Raw genomic sequence first — 17,383 nt, 5'->3', positions numbered from 1 at the left:
GGCAATCCACGACCGAAAGCCCCGCCCCCGACCCGAACGAGGATCCCCGTGCGCCGACGCTCCGTCCTGCTCGCCGTCCCCGCGCTCATGCTCACCGCCGCCGGCTGCGGTAAAGACTCCGGTAAGAGCGGCTCCGGGGCCTCCACGTCGCCCTCGGCCTCGGACACCCCGAGCGCGACGGCCAGCTCCACCCCGAAGATCGCCTCCGGCCCGCTGCCGGCCATCACCGCGGGCACGGCGTTCAACAAGAAGCCGACCGTGGCCAAGGGCACCGAGACGCCGTCGAAGGACCTGGCCGTCAAGACGGTGATCCAGGGCAGCGGTCCGGCGGTCGCCGCGGGTGACTACATCCGGGTGAACTACCTCGGCCAGATCTGGAAGTCCGCCAAGGTCTTCGACACCTCCTTCGGCAAGCAGCCGTACGCCACCCAGATCGGCGCGCAGAAGGTCATCCCCGGCTGGGACCAGGGGCTGATCGGCGCCAAGGCGAACAGCCGGGTCATGCTGAGCATCCCGCCGGCCCTCGGCTACGGCACCTCCGGCAACGCGCAGGCGGGCATCGCCGGCACCGACACGCTGGTCTTCGTCGTGGACGTCCTCGACGTGTGGAACGGCCGCTCGTCGGCCAAGGGCAAGCTCGTCCCGCAGAACGACGCCAACCTCCCGAAGGTCGGCACCAACGTCGACGGCCTGGCCCCGTCGGTCACCGTGCCCAAGGTGAAGGCGCCGACCAAGCTGGTGTCCAACTACGTCATCGAGGGCGACGGCGCCGCCGTCAAGGGCAGCGACACGCTGCTGGTGCAGTACAAGGGCGTGCTGTGGGACGGCGCCAAGGAGTTCGACTCCAGCTACTCCCGCAAGCAGCTCACCGACTTCCCGCTCACCGGTGTCATCCCGGGCTGGACGAAGGGCCTGACGGGCAAGAAGGTCGGCAGCCGTGTCGTGCTGGTGACCCCGCCGGACCAGGCCTACGGCGACCAGGCCCAGAGCTCGATCCCGGCGAACTCCACGCTGGTCTTCACCGTCGACATCATCGCGGTGCTCTGAGCGGTGCTCTGAGTGGTGCTCCGACCGGTCCCGCTCTCCCGCAGGCGCGCCGCCGCGCCGCCGCCGTTGTCCACAGCCCTTCCGGACGCCGTCTCCCGGACTCTGCAAGACTGTGCAGGTTGCCCGCAACCGTACAAGGAGCACGGACTGTGAACATCGAGAAGCCCGAGATCGACTTCCCGGGCGGCGAGCCGCCGGCCGACCTGGAGATCAAGGACATCTGGGAGGGCGACGGACCGGTCGCCGAGGCCGGTGCCACGGTCGCGGTCCACTACGTCGGCGTCGCCTTCTCCACCGGCGAGGAGTTCGACGCGAGCTGGAACCGCGGCGCGCCGCTGAAGTTCCAGCTGGGCGTCGGCCAGGTCATCCCCGGCTGGGACCGCGGCGTGCAGGGCATGAAGGTCGGCGGCCGCCGCCAGCTGACCATCCCCGCGCACCTGGCGTACGGCGACCGGGGCGCCGGCGCCGCGATCAAGCCGGGCGAGACGCTGATCTTCGTCTGCGACCTCGTCTCGGTCTGAGCCGGATCCGGAAGCGTCCCGCGGACACGGGCGCCGTCCCCCCTGCGTAGGCACGGGGGACGGGCCCGGATCTGCGCGCCGTCCGCGCGCGGTACGGTGCGGGAGGACATCCGGGCGGCAGCGGACCCCGGAAGACGCGGAAGAGACAGAAGGGGGTGGCGGTGGCGATCGCCAAAGCCGAGCGGCTGATGAACCTGGCCCTGTGCCTGATGAACACCCGCCGTCCGGTCAGCAAGCGCGAGCTGCGTGCCTCCATCGAGGCCTACCACGAGGTGGCCTCGGACGACGCCTTCAACCGGATGTTCGAGCGGGACAAGGACGACCTGCGCGAGCTGGGTCTGCTCATCGACACCGTCGAGAACCTGGAAGGCGAGTTCGGCTACCTCGCCCGCAGCGACCGCAACCGGCTGCCCGACATCGCCCTCGACCCGGAGGAGGCCGCCGCCCTCGCGCTCGCCGCGAAGGTCTGGCAGCAGGCCCGGCTCGCCGAGGCCGCCAGCGGCGCGCTGCAGAAGCTGCGCGCGGCCGGGGTGCCGTACGAGGACGCGCACAGCGCGCTGGAGCCGCGCATCCCCACCCCGGAACCGGCGTTCGAGGCGCTCATGCTGGCCACCCGCGAGCGCCGCGCGGTCGCCTTCGACTACCGCAAGGCCAACGCGGTGCGCCCCGAGCCGCGGCTGGTCGAGCCGTGGGCGCTGGAGTGCTGGCGCGGCCACTGGTACATGGCGGGCCACGACCGTGACCGCGGCGCGGTGCGGGTCTTCCGGCTGTCCCGGATCAGCGGCCGGGTCAAGTCCCGCGGCCGCTTCACCGCCGAGGTGCCCGCGCACGTGGACGTCCGCGCGGCCGTCGAGCGCTGGGCGGGCGAGGGCGCGACGGCCACCGCCACCATCCGGCTGCGCCGCGACAGCGGCTATCCGCTGCGGGCCCGCGCGGTGGTCCTGACCCCGGTCGACGCCGAGTGGGACGAGCTGGAGGTCCCCTACGGCCACGGGCTGGACGCGTGGCTCGCCGAATTCGGGCCCGACGTGGTCGTGCTGGCACCCGAGGAGCTGCGCTCCGAGGTGCTGGACCGGCTGCGCGCGGTGGCCAAGGGCTGACGAGGGCTGAACGGGAGAGGGCGGCATGAGCAACGCGATCGACCAGACCCGCAGGATGCTGTCCCTGGTGACATACCTGCGCGAGCGGCCCGGCGCCCGGGTGGACGAGGTGGCGCGCGCCTTCGGCGTGACCGAGGCCGAGCTGATCGGCGACCTGAACGTGCTGCCGCTGTGCGGCACCAGCTTCCGTGGCGGCGACCTGCTCGACATCGACACCGACGGCGAGCAGATCTGGTGGCACAACCCCGGCACCGCCGACGACGTGGCCCAGCCGCTGCGGCTGGCCGCCGACGAGGCGACGGCGCTGCTGGTCGCCGCGCGCGCGGTGGCCAACCTGCCGGGCCTGCGCGACAGCGACCGGCAGGCCCTGCTGCGGGCCGGCGCCAAGCTGGAGGCGGCCGCGGGCGAGGCGGCCGGCGGCAGCGCCCGGCTGTCGGTGACCTTCGAGTCCGAGGGCAGCGTCTTCGCCACCGTGGACCGCGCGCTGACCGAGCGGCGCCGGCTGTGGATGCGCTACTACTCCCCGGGACGCGACGCGCTGACCGAACGCGAGGTCGACCCGATCCGGCTGTTCGCGGTGGGCCACACCTACGTCGAGGGCTGGTGCCGGCTCTCCGAGGACCGGCGGACCTTCCGGCTGGACCGGGTCGCCGAGATCCGGCTGCTGGACGAGCCGTCCGACCCACCCCGGCTGGAGCCGCGCGACCTGTCACAGGGGCTCGTGCAGCCCGCGGGCGACGACCCCGAGGTCGTCGTCGAGGTCGGACCGGGCGGGCGCTGGGTCGCCGAGTACTACCCGCACGACAGCGCGGAGGAACTGCCCGACGGCGGGCTGCGCATCACCCTGCGCACCCCCGACCCCGGCTCGCTGCGCCGGCTCGCGCTGCGGCTGGGCCGCGACGGGCGGATCGTCGCGCCCGCGGCGCTCGCCGCCGACGCGCGCGACGCGGCCGTGCGCGCCCTCGCCGGGTACGGGGAGTAGAGGCCGCCCATGACGGTGAGCTGCCCGCCGCCGGAGGCCGGGGCCGGCCCCGCGGTCTTCCGGGCCGGCTGCCCGCACTGCCGGACCAGCTTCGAGATCCCCGCCGACGCCCTGCGGCTGGCCATCGGCGCCAGCGCCCGCACCACCTTCTACTCGTTCACCTGCCCCGAGTGCGGGGAGGCCGTGCGCAAGCCGGCCGGGGAGCGGATCGTGGAGCTGCTGACCGTCGGCGGGGTCCGGACCATGCGGCTCCAGCGGTAGGCTGCCGGGCCATGTGGTGGATCTTTCTGAGTGTCGGCCTGGCGGCCGCGGGCCTGCTGGTGCTCGCGGTGTTCGCCGCCCGGGTCTTCCGCGCGGTGGGCGAACTGGCCGCGCAGGTGGCCGCCAGCAGCGAGGCGCTGGGCACCGCGGGCGACCGGCTGCAGCGCGCCGCCGCCCCGCTGGCCAGGACCGCGGGCGAGATCACCCGCCGCTGAGCCTGCCGCGGCGGCCCGCGTGAAGGTACGCTGACCCGGCGACCGGACCCGGCTCGGGCCCGCTGATCAGGGGCTGTTCCGGTGCGGTCGCAACCTGGTGGACTCCGGCACACATTCCGGCGTTCACCACCGCACGCTACGATCCTTGCGTGGGTGATGACCGGCGGACCGGGAGACCGGGGTGTGCCGACGGCCACCGGCCCCCGCAACGACGTACCGCACGGACCCGCCGCCCCCGGTGAGAAGGTAGACGAATCATGCTCGGCAACCTCAAGCCCCTTGAGCTCCTCCTGATCCTTCTCGTCGTCGTCCTGCTCTTCGGCGCCAAGAAGCTGCCCGACATGGCCAGGTCGCTCGGCAAGTCGGCCCGCATCCTCAAGAGCGAGGCCAAGGCCATGAAGAACGACGACCCGACCCCCGCCGCCCAGCCCGGCACCGCGGCCCAGGAGCAGGCGGCGCCGAGGACCATCCAGTCCGCGCCCGGCGACACCGCCAGCGCCCGCCCGGTCGAGGACCGTACGACGACCACCGGCTGACCGCCCGCCCGGCGGTTCCGGCCGCCGGGCCGGACAGCGAACGACCAAGCCGAACGACCAAGCCGAGAAGCACCGCCGACGGCTGCCGCACGAGACGAGGACGTGGGTGCTCAAGACTGCCCGCAAGCAGCAGAAGGACCCCGAGGGGCGGATGCCGCTCGCGGACCACCTGCGAGAGCTGCGCAACCGGCTGTTCAAGTCCGTGCTCGCGGTCATCGCCGTCACCGTCGTGGCCGCGTTCTTCTACAAGGACATCATCCACCTGCTGCAGCAGCGCATCCCGGACAACGTCCGCTGCCTCGACGGCAGCTCGGCGGGCCACAAGGGCAGCGACGCCTGCGCCACGATGACCGTCAGCGGTCTGATGGGCGGCTTCTCCATCGCCCTGAAGGTCTCGCTGATGGCCGGTGTGGTCGGAGCGTCCCCGGTCTGGCTCTACCAGCTGTGGGGCTTCCTCGCCCCCGGCCTGCACAAGAACGAGAAGCGCTACACGCTGGGCTTCGTCGGCGCGGGTGTGCCGCTCTTCCTCGGCGGCGCGGTGCTGGCGTACGAGATCCTGCCGCAGACCGCGCGGATCATGATCGGCTTCGTGCCGGACGACACCACCAACCTGCTGCCGCTGGACGACTTCCTCGACCTCGTCGTCCGGCTGGTCATCGTCTTCGGCCTCGCCTTCGAGCTGCCGCTCGCGCTCGTCGCGCTGAACTTCACCGGCATGGTCACCGGCAAGCGGATGCTCGGCTGGTGGCGCGGCATGGTCATCGGCATCACCGTCTTCGCCGCGGTCGCCACGCCCACCGGCGACCCGCTCACCATGTGCCTGCTGGCCGCGCCCATCGTGCTGCTGTACTTCCTCGCGATCGGCGTGTGCTTCTTCAACGACTCGCGCCGGGCCCGCCGCCGCGCCGCCGACCCCGACTTCGCGCTGGACCCGGACGAGGCCTCCAGCCTGGACCACGTCCCCGAGCAGGTCGGCTCCGTCGAGCCGCTCGACGACGAGGACGACGACGACCGGCGCGGCAACGGCTACGACGACGCCACCTGACCGGCGCCCTTCGGCGGACCCGGCCCGTACCGCCGGAGCGGTGACACGGGATAGGGTCCGCCCGTGACCGGCGACATCACCCTTCTCGTCAACCCGACCTCCGGCCGCGGCCGAGGTGCCAGGGCCGCCGCGCCCGCCGCCGAGGCGCTGCGCTCGGCGGGCCTGGCCGTCCGCACCGTCGTCGGCTCCGACGCCGCCGACGCCCTCGACCAGGCCCGCAAGGCCGTCGACGGCGGTACGGCCGCGCTGGTCGCGGTCGGCGGCGACGGCATGGTCTCGCTCGCGGTGCAGGCCGTCGCCGGCACCGGGACCCCGCTGGGCGTCGTCGCCGCGGGCACCGGCAACGACTTCGCCCGGGTCTGCGGCCTGCCCGTGCGCGACCCGGCCGCCGCCGGCGCCGTCATCGCCGCGGCGCTGACCGAGGGCCGCAGCCGCCCGCTCGACCTGGGCCGGACCGGCGACCGCTGGTTCTGCACCGTCATGGCCACCGGCTTCGACTCGCGCGTCAACGACCGCGGCAATCGGATGAGCTGGCCCCGCGGCCGCTTCCGCTACGACGTGGCGATGCTCGCCGAACTGGCGGCGCTGCGTCCCATCCGCTACCGGGTGCAGTTCGACGACGCCCCCGAGCGCGAGTTGGACGCCACCCTCATCGCGGTCGGCAACGGTTCCTCCTACGGCGGCGGCATGCGCATGTGCGCGGACGCGGAGATGGACGACGGGCTCTTCGACATATGTGTCGTCGGCCCCTGCACCCGCCGCACCCTGCTGCGCGTCTTCCCGCTCGTCTACAGCGGCAGGCACCCGCGGCACCCGGTCGTCACCGTGCACCGCGCCGCCCGGGTACGGCTCGCCGCCGCCGACGTCACCGCCTACGCCGACGGCGAGCGGGTGGGCCCGCTGCCGCTGGCCGCCGAGACGGTGCCGGGCGCCCTGCGGCTGCTGGTCTGAGCCGCGTCCCGTACGCCCCACCTGCCCCGCGAGCCGGCAACCGTGCTCCGCGGGAGATAAAGATCACGCGGTGTGTCGGTCCCGTTGGGTAGGCTCAGGAGCGAGATGACAGACGAGAAGTCCGACGAGATGTCCGGCGATCTCCACGACGAGATGTCGCCCGCCGAGCGCTACGCCGCGAGCCGCCGCCGTGCCGCGGAGAACGCCACCGCGCTCGCGCAGTTCCGCGAGCTGTACGAATTCGGCCTCGACCCGTTCCAGACGGAGGCCTGCGAGGCGCTGGAGGCGGGCAGCGGCGTCCTGGTCGCCGCCCCCACCGGCTCCGGCAAGACCATCGTCGGCGAGTTCGCCGTCCACCTCGCCCTCCGCGAGGGCCGCAAGTGCTTCTACACCACCCCGATCAAGGCGCTGTCCAACCAGAAGTACAACGACCTCGCCAAGCGCTACGGCACGGACAAGGTGGGCCTGCTCACCGGCGACAACAGCGTCAACGGCGACGCGCCGGTGATCGTCATGACCACCGAGGTGCTGCGCAACATGCTGTACGCGGGCTCCGCGGCCCTCGACGGCCTCGGCTACGTGGTCATGGACGAGGTGCACTACCTCTCCGACCGCTTCCGCGGCGCGGTGTGGGAAGAAGTGATCATCCACCTCCCGCAGTCCGTGACGCTGGTGTCGCTGTCCGCGACCGTCTCCAACGCCGAGGAGTTCGGCGACTGGCTCGACACCGTACGCGGCGACACCCAGGTCATCGTCTCCGAGCACCGCCCCGTCCCGCTGTGGCAGCACGTGCTGGCCGGCCGCCGGATGTACGACCTCTTCGAGGAGAAGGCCGACGGCACGGGCACCCGCGGGCGCCGCGAGGTCAACGCCGACCTCGAACGCCTCGCCCGGATGGAGAACCAGCGCACGTACCACCCGCGCGCCAAGCGCGGCCGGGAGGCCGACCGCGAGCGCGAGCGGCGCGCCCGCAGCCGGGTCTGGACGCCCAGCCGTGCCGAGGTCATCGACCGGCTCGACGCCGAGGGCCTGCTGCCCGCCATCACCTTCATCTTCAGCCGGGCCGGCTGCGAGGCCGCCGTCCAGCAGTGCCTGTACGCCGGGCTGCGGCTCAACAACGACGAGGCCCGCGCCCGGGTCCGGGCGATCGTCGAGGAGCGCACCCGCGCCATCCCCGACGAGGATCTGCACGTCCTCGGCTACTTCGAGTGGCTGGAGGGCCTGGAGCGCGGTATCGCCGCCCACCACGCGGGCATGCTGCCGGCCTTCAAGGAGGTCGTCGAGGAGCTGTTCACGGCCGGGCTGGTCAAGGCGGTCTTCGCCACCGAGACGCTCGCGCTGGGCATCAACATGCCGGCCCGCTCGGTGGTGCTGGAAAAGCTCGTGAAGTGGAACGGCGAGACGCACGCCGACATCACCCCCGGTGAGTACACCCAGCTCACCGGCCGCGCCGGGCGGCGCGGCATCGACGTCGAGGGCCACGCCGTGGTGCTGTGGCAGCGCGGCTTCGACCCCGGCGCCGTCGCGGGCCTGGCCGGGACGCGGACGTACCCGCTGCGCTCGTCGTTCAAGCCGTCCTACAACATGGCCGTCAACCTCGTCGGGCAGTTCGGGCGGCACCGCTCGCGCGAGCTGCTGGAGACGTCCTTCGCACAGTTCCAGGCCGACCGGTCCGTCGTCGGCATCTCCCGGCAGGTGCAGCGCAACGAGGAAGGCCTCGACGGCTACAAGGAGTCGATGACCTGCCACCTCGGCGACTTCGACGAGTACATGGCGCTGCGCCGCGACCTCAAGGAGCGCGAGGCGCACCTGTCACGGCAGGGTGCCTCGCTGCGCCGCGCCGCCGCGGCGGAGGCGCTGGAGAAGCTCAAGCCCGGCGACATCATCCACGTCCCCGCGGGCAAGTACGCCGGGCTCGCGCTGGTGCTGGAGCCGGGCGTCCCCGGCGGCCGGGCCGCCGGGCACATCCCGCGCGACGGCGTCTACCACGACGGGCCGCGCCCGCTCGTGCTCACCGCCGAACGGCAGGTCAAGCGGCTCGCGCAACTGGACTTCCCGGTGCCCGTCGAGGCGCTGGACCGGATGCGCATCCCCAAGTCCTTCAACCCGCGCAGCCCGCAGTCCCGCCGCGACCTCGCCTCGGCGATGCGCAGCAAGGCCGGGACGGCGGGCTGGGCCGCCCCCGCGCACCACCGCCGCAAGGAGCGGTCGGCCGCCGCGGACGACAGCGAGATCCTGCGGCTGCGCGCCGAGATCCGCGCGCACCCCTGCCACGGCTGCGACGAGCGCGAGGACCACGCCCGCTGGGCCGAGCGCTACCACCGGCTGCGCCGCGACACCCAGCAGCTGGAACGCCGTATCGAGGGCCGTACCAACACCATCGCCCGCACCTTCGACCGGGTGTGCGCGGTGCTCGCCGAGCTGGGCTATCTGGAGGGGGACCAGGTGACCCCCGAGGGGCGCCGGCTGGCCCGCCTCTACGGCGAACTGGACCTGCTGGCCAGCGAGTGCCTGCGGGACGGAGTGTGGGACGCGCTGGATCCGGCGGAACTGGCCGCGTGCGCCTCCGCCCTCGTCTACGAGTCCCGGCAGGCCGACGACGCGGTGACGCCCAAGCTGCCCAGCGGCGGCGCACGGGCCGCACTCGGCGAGATGGTCCGCATCTGGGGCCGGCTCGACGCGCTGGAGGAGGACCACCGGATCAACCAGACCGAGGGCGTCGGCCAGCGCGAGCCCGACCTCGGCTTCGCGTGGCCCGCCTACCGCTGGGCCTCCGGCCACGGCCTGGACGCCGTCCTCGGCGACGCCGACATGCCCGCCGGTGACTTCGTGCGCTGGTGCAAGCAGCTCATCGACGTCCTGGGCCAGATCAGCGAGGCCGCCCCGCAGGGCAGCCCCGTCCGGCGCACCGCCCGCAAGGCCGTGGACGGCCTGCTGCGGGGGGTCGTCGCGTACTCCTCGGTGGGCTGACCGGCGGGCCGGGTCCGCCGGGTCAGCCCACCCGGGTGAGGCGGGCCGGGTCCGCCGGTCGTCAGCTCACCCGGGTGCAGGTCAGGGAGCCCTTGAGGGTCACCACCGCGCCCGAGCCGCTGTAGTCCTTGGCGATCTGCAGGCCGTCGACCGTCACCGTCCAGGTGCCGCCCGTCTTCTTCGCCGTCACGCCCTGCGAGTGCGGCACCCGGCCCGAGTACGACGTGCCGTCCGGGGTGTTGAAGAGGGCCACCTGGGTGGGGCTGTCGGCCGTGGTGGCGATGAAGGACGGGAAGATCTGCTTCTTCGCCAGCACGTCCGGCGTCGTCACACCGATGAGCTTGCCGCCCTTGACCTCGCACACCACCCCACCGGAGAAGTCCGCCCCGCCGGAGGCGGCCCCGGTGAAGTCCAGGTGCCCCGACACCGTCCGCGCGGGCTTCGCGGGCGGGCTGCTGCTCTCGGAGGCGCTCGCGGAGGGCGTACCGCTCCCGCCGGACGCGGCGGCGGTGCCGGACGCGGTGGCCTTCGCATCGTCGGACTTCTTGCCGGACGAGTCCGACGAACACCCGCTGAGCGCGGTGACGGCGAGCGCCGCGCCGAGCGCGACAGCGGTGAGAGCGGTGCGGTGACGCATGAGGCGGATGTTCCTCTCCCGGAGGCCTGTGGTCGCGCCAGTGTACGGATACGCGGGACGAACCCGGCGGTGCAGGTCGCCCGCGGACACCGCCCCCCGGCCGGGGCCGCGCGGCCGCGGGCTCAGCCCCGGGTACGGGAGAGGTACGCGCGCCAGCCGCCGTACCCGGTGATGTCCGGGGCGGCGGCCAGGGCGGCGGGCTCGCAGAGGAAACCGGTCGCCTCGGTGCCGTCGCGCAAAATCACCCGGCCCAGGGCCATCGGACGGGGAAGGGCCGCGGCCAGGGCGCCCAGCGCCGCCGGGGACAGCTCCCACACCTCGGCCTCGACGGGCGCGCCGCCCTCCGCCACCCGTGCCAGACCCGGCTTGGCCGGCACGGTGTCCAGCGCGTACAGCCGGTAGACGGGCGCCGTCGCGGTCGTCTCCGCCAGCCGGGCGCCCAGCGCGAGCAACTGCGGGTTGAGCGGCTGACCGGACAGATGCGCGCCCACCACCGCGAGCCGCACCGGCGGCTCCAGCAGCGCGGCGATCTCCGCGACCCGGTCGTCCGCGCCCGCCGGGCCGAGCAGCGTCACCCCGAAGGGCCGCCCCCGCACCGTGCCGCCCGGCACCGCGGCCGCGCACAGGCCCAGCAGGTTCGCCGAGTTGGTGAAGCGGCCGAGCCGGGTGTTGGTGCCCACCGGGTCGGCGGCGACCTCCGCGAGCGTCGGGTGGCCCGGCGTGGTCGGGAGCAGCAGCGCGTCGCAGCCGTCCAGCTCGGCGGCCGCGCGGGCCCGCAGGTCCGCGAGCCGCTCCCGGTCCGCGACGAGACGGTGCGCCGGGATGTCGCGCGCCGCACGGATGATGCCGGCCACCGTCGGGTCCAGGTCCGCGCCGACCCGCTCCACGAACGCGCCCACCGCCGCGTAGCGCTCCGCGACGAACGCGCCGCCGTACAGCAGCTCGGCCGTCTCGCTGAAGGGCGCCAGGTCGATCGTCCGCAGCTCGGCGCCGGCCGCGGTGAGCCGCGCGGCTGCCGCGTCGTACGCAGCCGCCCAGCCGTCGTCCAGCTCGCCGAGCTGCCCGGGGCGCGGGACCGCGACCCGCCACGGGCCCGGGCGGCGCGGCGGCGGCACCGGGCTCGCGAGCAGCGCCAGGGCGCGGCGGGCCTCCGGCAGCGTACGGGCGAAGACGCTCACGCAGTCGAGGCTCGCGCACGCCGGGACCACGCCCCGCGTCGGCACCAGGCCCGGCGTCGGCTTGAGGCCCACGATGCCCTGGAAGGCCGCCGGGACACGGCCCGAGCCCGCGGTGTCGGTGCCCAGCGCGATGTCCGCGAAGCCGAGCGCGACCGCCGCGGCCGAGCCCGAACTCGACCCGCCGCCGATCCGCTCCGGCGCGAGCACGCTGGGTACGGGCCCGTAGGGGCTGCGGGTGCCGACCAGGCCGGTCGCGAACTGGTCCATGTTCGTGGAGCCCAGCACCACCGCGCCGGCCGCGCGCAACGCCGCCACCGCGGGCGCGTCGCACTCCGGCACATACGCGTAGGAGGGGCAGCCCGCGGTGGTCGGCAGCCCGGCGACGTCGATGTTGCCCTTGACGGCGAGCACCGTCCCGGCGAGCGGCAGCGCGGCCCCCGCCGCGACCTTGGCGTCCACCTCCCGCGCGTCCGCGGCGGCCTCCGCCTCCGGCCGCAACGCGATCCACACGTCCGCCCTGCGGGCCTGCTCCATCCGCCGGTACGCCGCGGTGACGCGCGCCTGCGCTCTGCTCATCGGTGGGCCTTTCGCTCCGAGCGTGCCTCGCGCGGCTCTCGCCGCGGCTGTCTGTGGGTGGTGCGTTGCGCGCGGTTCGCCGCGCTCTTTGCGCCCCGGGGTGCCGCTTGCGGCGGGTGCCGCAACCGTCCACCGGGGGATGGTCCCGGGACTACCGCACGGGGCAGCCCGGAGGGCTGGGGCCGGCCCGGGGGCCACGATCCAGGGGGCGGTGTCCCCAGGCGGATGGCCGAGGCGTCACAGAGGGGCCAGCGTCAGCAAAGGTGTGCCGGGGGAGACCTGGTCGCCCGGGGTGACGTGGACCGCCGCCACGCGGCCCGCGACCGGCGCCGCCATCGGGGACTCCATCTTCATCGCCTCCAGCGTGACAAGGTGCTGCCCCGCCGCGACGCAGTCGCCCTCGCGGACGGCGACCCGCCACACCCCCGCCGCGAACTCCGCCTCGACGACGCTGCCGCCCGGCGGCACCTCGACCTCCTCCGCGAGCCCGGCGGCGGGAGCCGCCCCCGCGGAGTCGGCCCGCGCGAATTCGCCCGCGGCCTCCCACGCGGCCCGCTCGGCCGCGAAGGCGGCGCCCTGCCGGGCGCGGAAGCCCGCGATGGACTCGGCGTTCTCCGCGAGGAAGCGCTGGTGCTCGGCGAGCGCGAACTCGCCCTCCTCCACCCGCAGTCGCAGCCGTCCGGCCGCCATGTCGGCCCGCAGGTCGAGGAGTTCGTCGGCCTCGACGGGATACCACCGGATGCGGTCGAAGAAGCGCAGCAGCCACGGTTCGGCGGTGCCCGCCGCCGCGTCGCGTCCGGACCAGACCTGGACCGTACGGCCGACGAACTGGTAGCCGCCGGGCCCTTCCATGCCGTAGACGCACAGGTAGGCCCCGCCGATGCCGACGGAGTTCTCCGCGGTCCAGGTGCGTGCCGGGTTGTACTTGGTGGTGACGAGGCGGTGCCGCGGGTCGAGGGGTGTGGCGACGGGGGCGCCGAGGTAGACGTCGCCGAGGCCGAGCACCAGGTATTCGGCGTCGAAGACGGTGCGGTAGACGTCGTCGACGGAGTCGAGTCCGTTGACCCGCCGGATGAACTCGATGTTCCACGGGCACCAGGGCGCGTCGTCGCGGACGCCCGCCATGTAGCGGGAGATGGCCTCGCGCGTCGCGGGGTCGTCCCAGGACAGCGGCAGGTGGACGGTGCGGCTGGGCACCACCAGGTGTTCGGTGGCGGGGAGTTGCTCCTCGGCCTCGCGGACGAGGTCGAGGAGTTTGCCGGTGGGCAGGACGTCGGGATCGACGTGGATCTGGAGCGAGCGGATACCGGGCGTGAGGTCGACGACCCCGGGCAGCCGCCGCGCGGTGAGGTGTTCGGCGAGCGCGTGCACCCGCATGCGCAGGGCGAGGTCCAGCTGCATGGGCCCGTACTCGACGAGCAGGTTGTCGTCGCCGCTGCGCCGGTACGTGACGGCGGGGCCGCCGTCGCCGGGCTCGGCGCGGCCGAGGACACCGCCGTCGCCGAGCACCGGGCGGCACGCGACGGGGGCCGCAGCGGGTGCGGCCCGCAGCCCCGCGGCCGCGTCCTCGGTGACGGGCACGAACCGCACCGTGTCGCCGGGCCGCAGCTGGCCGAGCTTCCAGCGCTGCCCGGTGACCACGGTGGCGGGGCAGACGAAGCCGCCGAGCGAGGGTCCGTCGGGCCCGAGCAGTACGGGCATGTCGCCGGTGAAGTCGACGGCGCCGACGGCGTAGGGCGTGTCGTGGATGTTGGACGGGTGCAGGCCCGCCTCGCCGCCGTCGGTGCGTGCCCAGCGCGGCTTGGGGCCGACGAGCCGTACCCCGGTGCGCGCGGAGTTGAAGTGCACGCTCCAGTCGGCCGCGTAGAAGTCGGCGATGTCCTGCTCGGTGAAGAACTCCGGTGCCGCGTGCGGCCCTTCGACCGCGCCGATCTCCCACGTGGTGCCGATCGCGGGGCGCCGCGCGGGCACCACGGGCGTGCCGTCCGCGGTGGCGGCGCCGCCGTGCAGGACGTCGGCGGTGCGCAGCGCCCGCCCGCCGTGCCCGCCGAAGCGGCCGAGGGTGAACGTCGCGGCGCTGCCGAGGTACGGCGGCACGTCGAGCCCCCCGGCAAGCAGCACGTAGGTGCGCAGGCCCGCCTCGTGGGGCGCGCCGACGTCCAGCAGGCCGCCGGCCGGTACGGTGACCGGCTCCCACTGCGGCACCGGCTCGCCGTCCACCGTCACGGGTGCGGGTGCGCCCGTGACGCACACGGTGGTGGTGTGGCTGAAGCGCAACGCCGGTCCCTGGAGGGTGCATTCGAGCCCGGCGGCGCCTTCGCCGTTGCCCAGCGCGGTGTTGCCGAGCCGGAAGGACAGGTCGTCCATCGGCCCGCACGGCGGCACCCCGACGTGCCACAGCCCGGTGCGGCCCGGCCAGTCCTGGACGGTGGTGAGGGTCCCGGCGCGTACGACGTCGATCCGCCGGGTGGGGTCGGTGACGTCCTCCAGCGTCGCGGTGTGGTGCGTGGCGGCCCGCAGCGCGGGTTCGGCGAGCGCGGCCCGCAGCAGGCCGAGGTTGGTCTCGACGCCGTCGACACGGGTGGCCGCGAGCGCGTCCGCGAGCTTCGCGAGCGCCGCCTCCCGGTCGGCCCCGTACGCGATCACCTTGGCGAGCATCGGGTCGTAGGCGGTCGTGACCTCGGTGCCGGTCGCGACCCAGGTGTCGACCCGTACGTCCGGCGGGAATTCCACCCGGGTGAGCACCCCGGCGCTGGGCCGGTGGCCGCGTGCCGGGTCCTCGGCGTAGACGCGCGCCTCCACCGCGTGGCCGGACGGCCGGGGCGCCGCGCCGGGCGCCTCGCCGTCACGGGCCAGCCGCAGCATCCACTCCACGAGGTCGACGCCGTAGGTCTCCTCGGTCACCGGGTGCTCCACCTGGAGGCGGGTGTTGACCTCCAGGAAGTACGCCTCCTCGCGTGCCGCGTCGTACACGAACTCCACCGTCCCGGCCGAGCGGTAGCCGACCGAGGCGCACAACGCGCGGGCGCTCTCGGCCAGTTGCTCGCGCAGCGCGGCGGGCAGGCCGGGCGCCGGGGCCTCTTCGAGCACCTTCTGGTGGCGCCGCTGGAGGGAGCAGTCGCGGTCGCCGAGCACCGTGACCCCGCCGCGGCCGTCGCCGAAGACCTGCACCTCGACGTGCCGGGCGCGTTCGACCAGGCGCTCCAGGAAGAGCCCGGCGGAGGAGAAGCCCGCCGCCGCGGCGCGCTCCACCGGCTCCCAGGCGGCGGCCAGTTCGGCGGGGGTGCGGCAGGCCCGCATGCCGATGCCGCCCCCGCCGCCGGTGGCCTTGAGCATCACCGGGTAGCCGAGGTCCCCGGCGGCGGCGAGCGCGGCGTCCAGGTCCGGCAGCAGTCCCGTACCCGGGAGCAGGGGCACACCGGCCGCCTGGGCGGCGGCCCGTGCGGTGTGCTTGGCGCCGAAGACCTCCAGGTGCCGTGGTTCGGGTCCGACGAAGACGAGTCCGGCGGCCTCGCAGCGGCGCGCGAAGTCCGCGTCCTCGGACAGGAATCCGTAACCGGGGTGCACCGCGCCCGCCCCGCTCTCGCGCGCGGCGGCGAGCACGGCGTCCGCGTCGAGGTAGCTCTCCTTGGCGGGCGCGGGCCCCAACCGTACGGCGGTGTCGGCGAGGTGGACGTGCGGGGCGCCGCGGTCCGGGTCGGAGAAGACCGCGACGGTCCGCAGGCCCGTGCGGCGCGCGGTGCGCAGTACCCGGGCGGCGATCTCGCCGCGGTTGGCGACCAGCAGGGTGTCGAAGCTCATCGGGCCGCCTCCGGTGCGGTGACCGTCATCCGTACCGGTGTCGGGTCGAAGCCGTTGCAGGGGTTGTTGATCTGCGGGCAGTTGGAGACCAGCACCAGCACGTCGCGCTCGGCCCGCAGGGTGACGGCGAGCCCCGCGGCCGAGCGGCCGTCGACGATGCCGAGGGTGCCGTCGTCCTCGACGGGGACGTTCATGTACCAGTTGACGTTGCTGACCAGGTCGCGTTTGCCGAGGCCCCAACGGGCGCCCTCGGCCAGGAAGTTGTCGGCGCAGGCGTGCTGCGACCAGGTGTGGTGGCCGTAGCGCAGGGTGTTGGACTCCTTCGAGCAGGCCCCGGCGATCGTGTCGTGCCCGCCGCAGCTGTCGGCCGTGACCGTCATCAGCGGGGTGTGCTCGTTGGACATCAGGACGCTGCCGGTGGTCAGGAAGATGCCGCCCTGCGCCTGGAGGGTGTCCGGGGCGCTGTAGCGGATCGCGGTGTCGGCGGCGTCGTAGACCAGGAAGTCCACCGCCTGGTTGCCGTGCAGGTCGGTGATCGTCAGCAGCCCGCCCGCGGGCACCACCGCGGACCAGGGTGCGCGGGCGGCGACGGTGGCGGTCGTCGTGGAGGTTGCCGAGGTCATCACAGCCCCTTCGCGGTCAGGTGGTCGGCGGTGTTCTGGAAGGCGCGGCGGCCCTCCGGGGTGTCGTCCCACAGCGGATCGCCCGGCCCGGTCGGCCGCCCCGGCCGGGCGGTGACCTCCAACGGGCCGCACACGTACGACGGATGGGGGTCCAGCGGATGCGGCACGTTGGCCAGCAGCACCGTCAGCGGCATCTCCGCGCGCAGCGTCACCGCCGTGCCGGGGCCCGCGGAACCGGTGAACTCCAGTGATCCGTCGGCGTCGACGCGCACGCCCTGGAAGAACGACAGCGACGGCGGCAGATCGCGCGGCTCCAGCCCCTGCTTGGCGGCGGCCAGTGTGAACAGCTCCCGCCCCGCCGGGGTGCCGCCCTGCGGCGAACCGTCCCCGTAGCGCGCGGTGTTGCGCACCGCCGTGGACGTACCGCACAGCGTGTCGTGCCGCCCGCTGGTGTCGGCCACGAGGGAGGCCAGCACCCGGCCCTGGTCGGACAGCAGCAGCCGGCCCGCACCGAGGTAGGCGTTCCACTGCACCTTCACCGTGTCGGCGACGTTCAGCCGCTCCCACGGGCTGCCGGTGACGAAGAGCAGCACGTGCGCGCACGCGGTGCCGGTCGGGTCGGCGAGCCGCAGCTCGGTGCCGCGGGCCAGCGCCTTGTGCGTGTAGTTGCCGCCCGCGACGGTCTCCGCCCACACCAGCCCGTCCGGCGCGGGCACCAGCGGCATCGCCGCCGTGCGCCGGCCCTGCTGCGCCCGCGCGTGGTCCCGCGCGCCGTACGTCGTCCCTGTCGCCCCTGCCGCCACGCCGCACCTCCAGTTTCTGTCGTGCGACAGAAATTAGGTGGGGGCGGATTCCGCGCGATTGCCCGCGCGTTGCACCCGGGTTACCGGCTCCTCACCGCACCCGCCCGGTACGGGGGGAGGCCCGCGCCTGTGCGACG

At 74.3% G+C, this 17,383-nt stretch carries 15 protein-coding genes; 10 read left to right on the top strand and 5 right to left on the bottom strand.

Annotated elements, in window-relative coordinates:
- Window positions 1-48: 48 nt before the first annotated feature.
- From ACH4PY_RS14125 to ACH4PY_RS14080, 10 genes are all read left to right on the top strand, one after another.
- The gene (locus ACH4PY_RS14125; RefSeq protein ID WP_398180683.1) at window positions 49-1,047 is read left to right on the top strand and encodes an FKBP-type peptidyl-prolyl cis-trans isomerase; all 999 of its coding nucleotides are present in this window, start codon (window positions 49-51) and stop codon (window positions 1,045-1,047) included.
- Window positions 1,048-1,196: 149 nt separating this feature from the next.
- Window positions 1,197-1,568 (top strand): FKBP-type peptidyl-prolyl cis-trans isomerase, encoded by a 372-nt coding sequence (locus ACH4PY_RS14120; RefSeq protein WP_398180680.1) that lies wholly within the window; start codon window positions 1,197-1,199, stop codon window positions 1,566-1,568.
- Window positions 1,569-1,729: 161 nt separating this feature from the next.
- The gene (locus ACH4PY_RS14115; RefSeq protein WP_398180677.1) at window positions 1,730-2,668 is read left to right on the top strand and encodes a helix-turn-helix transcriptional regulator; all 939 of its coding nucleotides are present in this window, start codon (window positions 1,730-1,732) and stop codon (window positions 2,666-2,668) included.
- Between the two features lie 25 nt (window positions 2,669-2,693).
- On the top strand, window positions 2,694-3,650 hold the full coding sequence (locus ACH4PY_RS14110) for a helix-turn-helix transcriptional regulator (RefSeq protein WP_398180674.1): 957 nt from the start codon (window positions 2,694-2,696) through the stop codon (window positions 3,648-3,650).
- Window positions 3,651-3,659: 9 nt separating this feature from the next.
- Complete coding sequence (locus ACH4PY_RS14105) at window positions 3,660-3,911, top strand: hypothetical protein (RefSeq protein WP_398180671.1); 252 nt, start codon at window positions 3,660-3,662, stop codon at window positions 3,909-3,911.
- Between the two features lie 11 nt (window positions 3,912-3,922).
- Window positions 3,923-4,126 (top strand): hypothetical protein, encoded by a 204-nt coding sequence (locus tag ACH4PY_RS14100; RefSeq protein ID WP_398180668.1) that lies wholly within the window; start codon window positions 3,923-3,925, stop codon window positions 4,124-4,126.
- Between the two features lie 257 nt (window positions 4,127-4,383).
- Window positions 4,384-4,662, top strand: a complete 279-nt coding sequence (tatA, locus tag ACH4PY_RS14095; RefSeq protein ID WP_398180665.1) for a Sec-independent protein translocase subunit TatA — start codon at window positions 4,384-4,386, stop codon at window positions 4,660-4,662.
- A 106-nt stretch (window positions 4,663-4,768) separates the two neighbouring features.
- Entirely contained in the window at window positions 4,769-5,707 is a 939-nt protein-coding gene (gene tatC, locus ACH4PY_RS14090) for a twin-arginine translocase subunit TatC (protein WP_398180662.1), read from the top strand.
- A 63-nt stretch (window positions 5,708-5,770) separates the two neighbouring features.
- A complete protein-coding gene (locus ACH4PY_RS14085) occupies window positions 5,771-6,658 on the top strand; it encodes a diacylglycerol kinase (protein WP_398180659.1) in 888 nt (295 codons plus the stop codon).
- A 105-nt stretch (window positions 6,659-6,763) separates the two neighbouring features.
- On the top strand, window positions 6,764-9,628 hold the full coding sequence (locus ACH4PY_RS14080) for a DEAD/DEAH box helicase (RefSeq protein WP_398180656.1): 2,865 nt from the start codon (window positions 6,764-6,766) through the stop codon (window positions 9,626-9,628).
- Window positions 9,629-9,689: 61 nt separating this feature from the next.
- On the opposite strand, the gene ACH4PY_RS14075 is transcribed toward ACH4PY_RS14080, so the two are convergent.
- The 5 genes from ACH4PY_RS14075 to ACH4PY_RS14055 form a co-directional block, all read right to left on the bottom strand.
- Entirely contained in the window at window positions 9,690-10,265 is a 576-nt protein-coding gene (locus ACH4PY_RS14075; protein WP_398180652.1) for a hypothetical protein, read from the bottom strand.
- Between the two features lie 122 nt (window positions 10,266-10,387).
- A complete protein-coding gene (locus ACH4PY_RS14070; RefSeq protein WP_398180649.1) occupies window positions 10,388-12,019 on the bottom strand; it encodes an allophanate hydrolase in 1,632 nt (543 codons plus the stop codon).
- 237 nt (window positions 12,020-12,256) lie between these two features.
- The gene (gene uca, locus ACH4PY_RS14065) at window positions 12,257-15,820 is read right to left on the bottom strand and encodes an urea carboxylase (protein WP_398180646.1); all 3,564 of its coding nucleotides are present in this window, start codon (window positions 15,818-15,820) and stop codon (window positions 12,257-12,259) included.
- Window positions 15,817-16,443: an urea amidolyase associated protein UAAP2 gene (locus ACH4PY_RS14060; protein ID WP_398180643.1), complete on the bottom strand. Its 627-nt coding sequence runs from the start codon at window positions 16,441-16,443 to the stop codon at window positions 15,817-15,819. The genes uca and ACH4PY_RS14060 overlap by 4 nt, the downstream gene beginning before the upstream one ends.
- Window positions 16,443-17,246 carry an urea amidolyase associated protein UAAP1 gene (locus ACH4PY_RS14055; protein WP_398180639.1) on the bottom strand — a complete coding sequence of 268 codons (804 nt, stop codon included), beginning with the start codon at window positions 17,244-17,246 and terminating at the stop codon, window positions 16,443-16,445. The genes ACH4PY_RS14060 and ACH4PY_RS14055 overlap by 1 nt, the downstream gene beginning before the upstream one ends.
- Window positions 17,247-17,383 lie beyond the last annotated feature (137 nt).

The organism is Streptomyces sp. NPDC021224 (genome assembly GCF_044332905.1).
GTDB lineage: Bacteria > Actinomycetota > Actinomycetes > Streptomycetales > Streptomycetaceae > Actinacidiphila.
Note: the sequence above shows the minus strand (reverse complement) of the source record. Positions and strands in the feature narration are given on the sequence as shown.

Coding starts and splice junctions, on each gene's coding strand:
- ACH4PY_RS14060 (WP_398180643.1), bottom strand. CDS start 16,443: ATGACCTCGGCAACCTCCACGACGACCGCCACCGTCGCCGCCCGCGCA.
- tatA (WP_398180665.1), top strand. CDS start 4,384: ATGCTCGGCAACCTCAAGCCCCTTGAGCTCCTCCTGATCCTTCTCGTC.
- ACH4PY_RS14105 (WP_398180671.1), top strand. CDS start 3,660: ATGACGGTGAGCTGCCCGCCGCCGGAGGCCGGGGCCGGCCCCGCGGTC.
- ACH4PY_RS14110 (WP_398180674.1), top strand. CDS start 2,694: ATGAGCAACGCGATCGACCAGACCCGCAGGATGCTGTCCCTGGTGACA.
- ACH4PY_RS14080 (WP_398180656.1), top strand. CDS start 6,764: ATGACAGACGAGAAGTCCGACGAGATGTCCGGCGATCTCCACGACGAG.
- ACH4PY_RS14075 (WP_398180652.1), bottom strand. CDS start 10,265: ATGCGTCACCGCACCGCTCTCACCGCTGTCGCGCTCGGCGCGGCGCTC.
- uca (WP_398180646.1), bottom strand. CDS start 15,820: ATGAGCTTCGACACCCTGCTGGTCGCCAACCGCGGCGAGATCGCCGCC.
- ACH4PY_RS14100 (WP_398180668.1), top strand. CDS start 3,923: ATGTGGTGGATCTTTCTGAGTGTCGGCCTGGCGGCCGCGGGCCTGCTG.
- ACH4PY_RS14070 (WP_398180649.1), bottom strand. CDS start 12,019: ATGAGCAGAGCGCAGGCGCGCGTCACCGCGGCGTACCGGCGGATGGAG.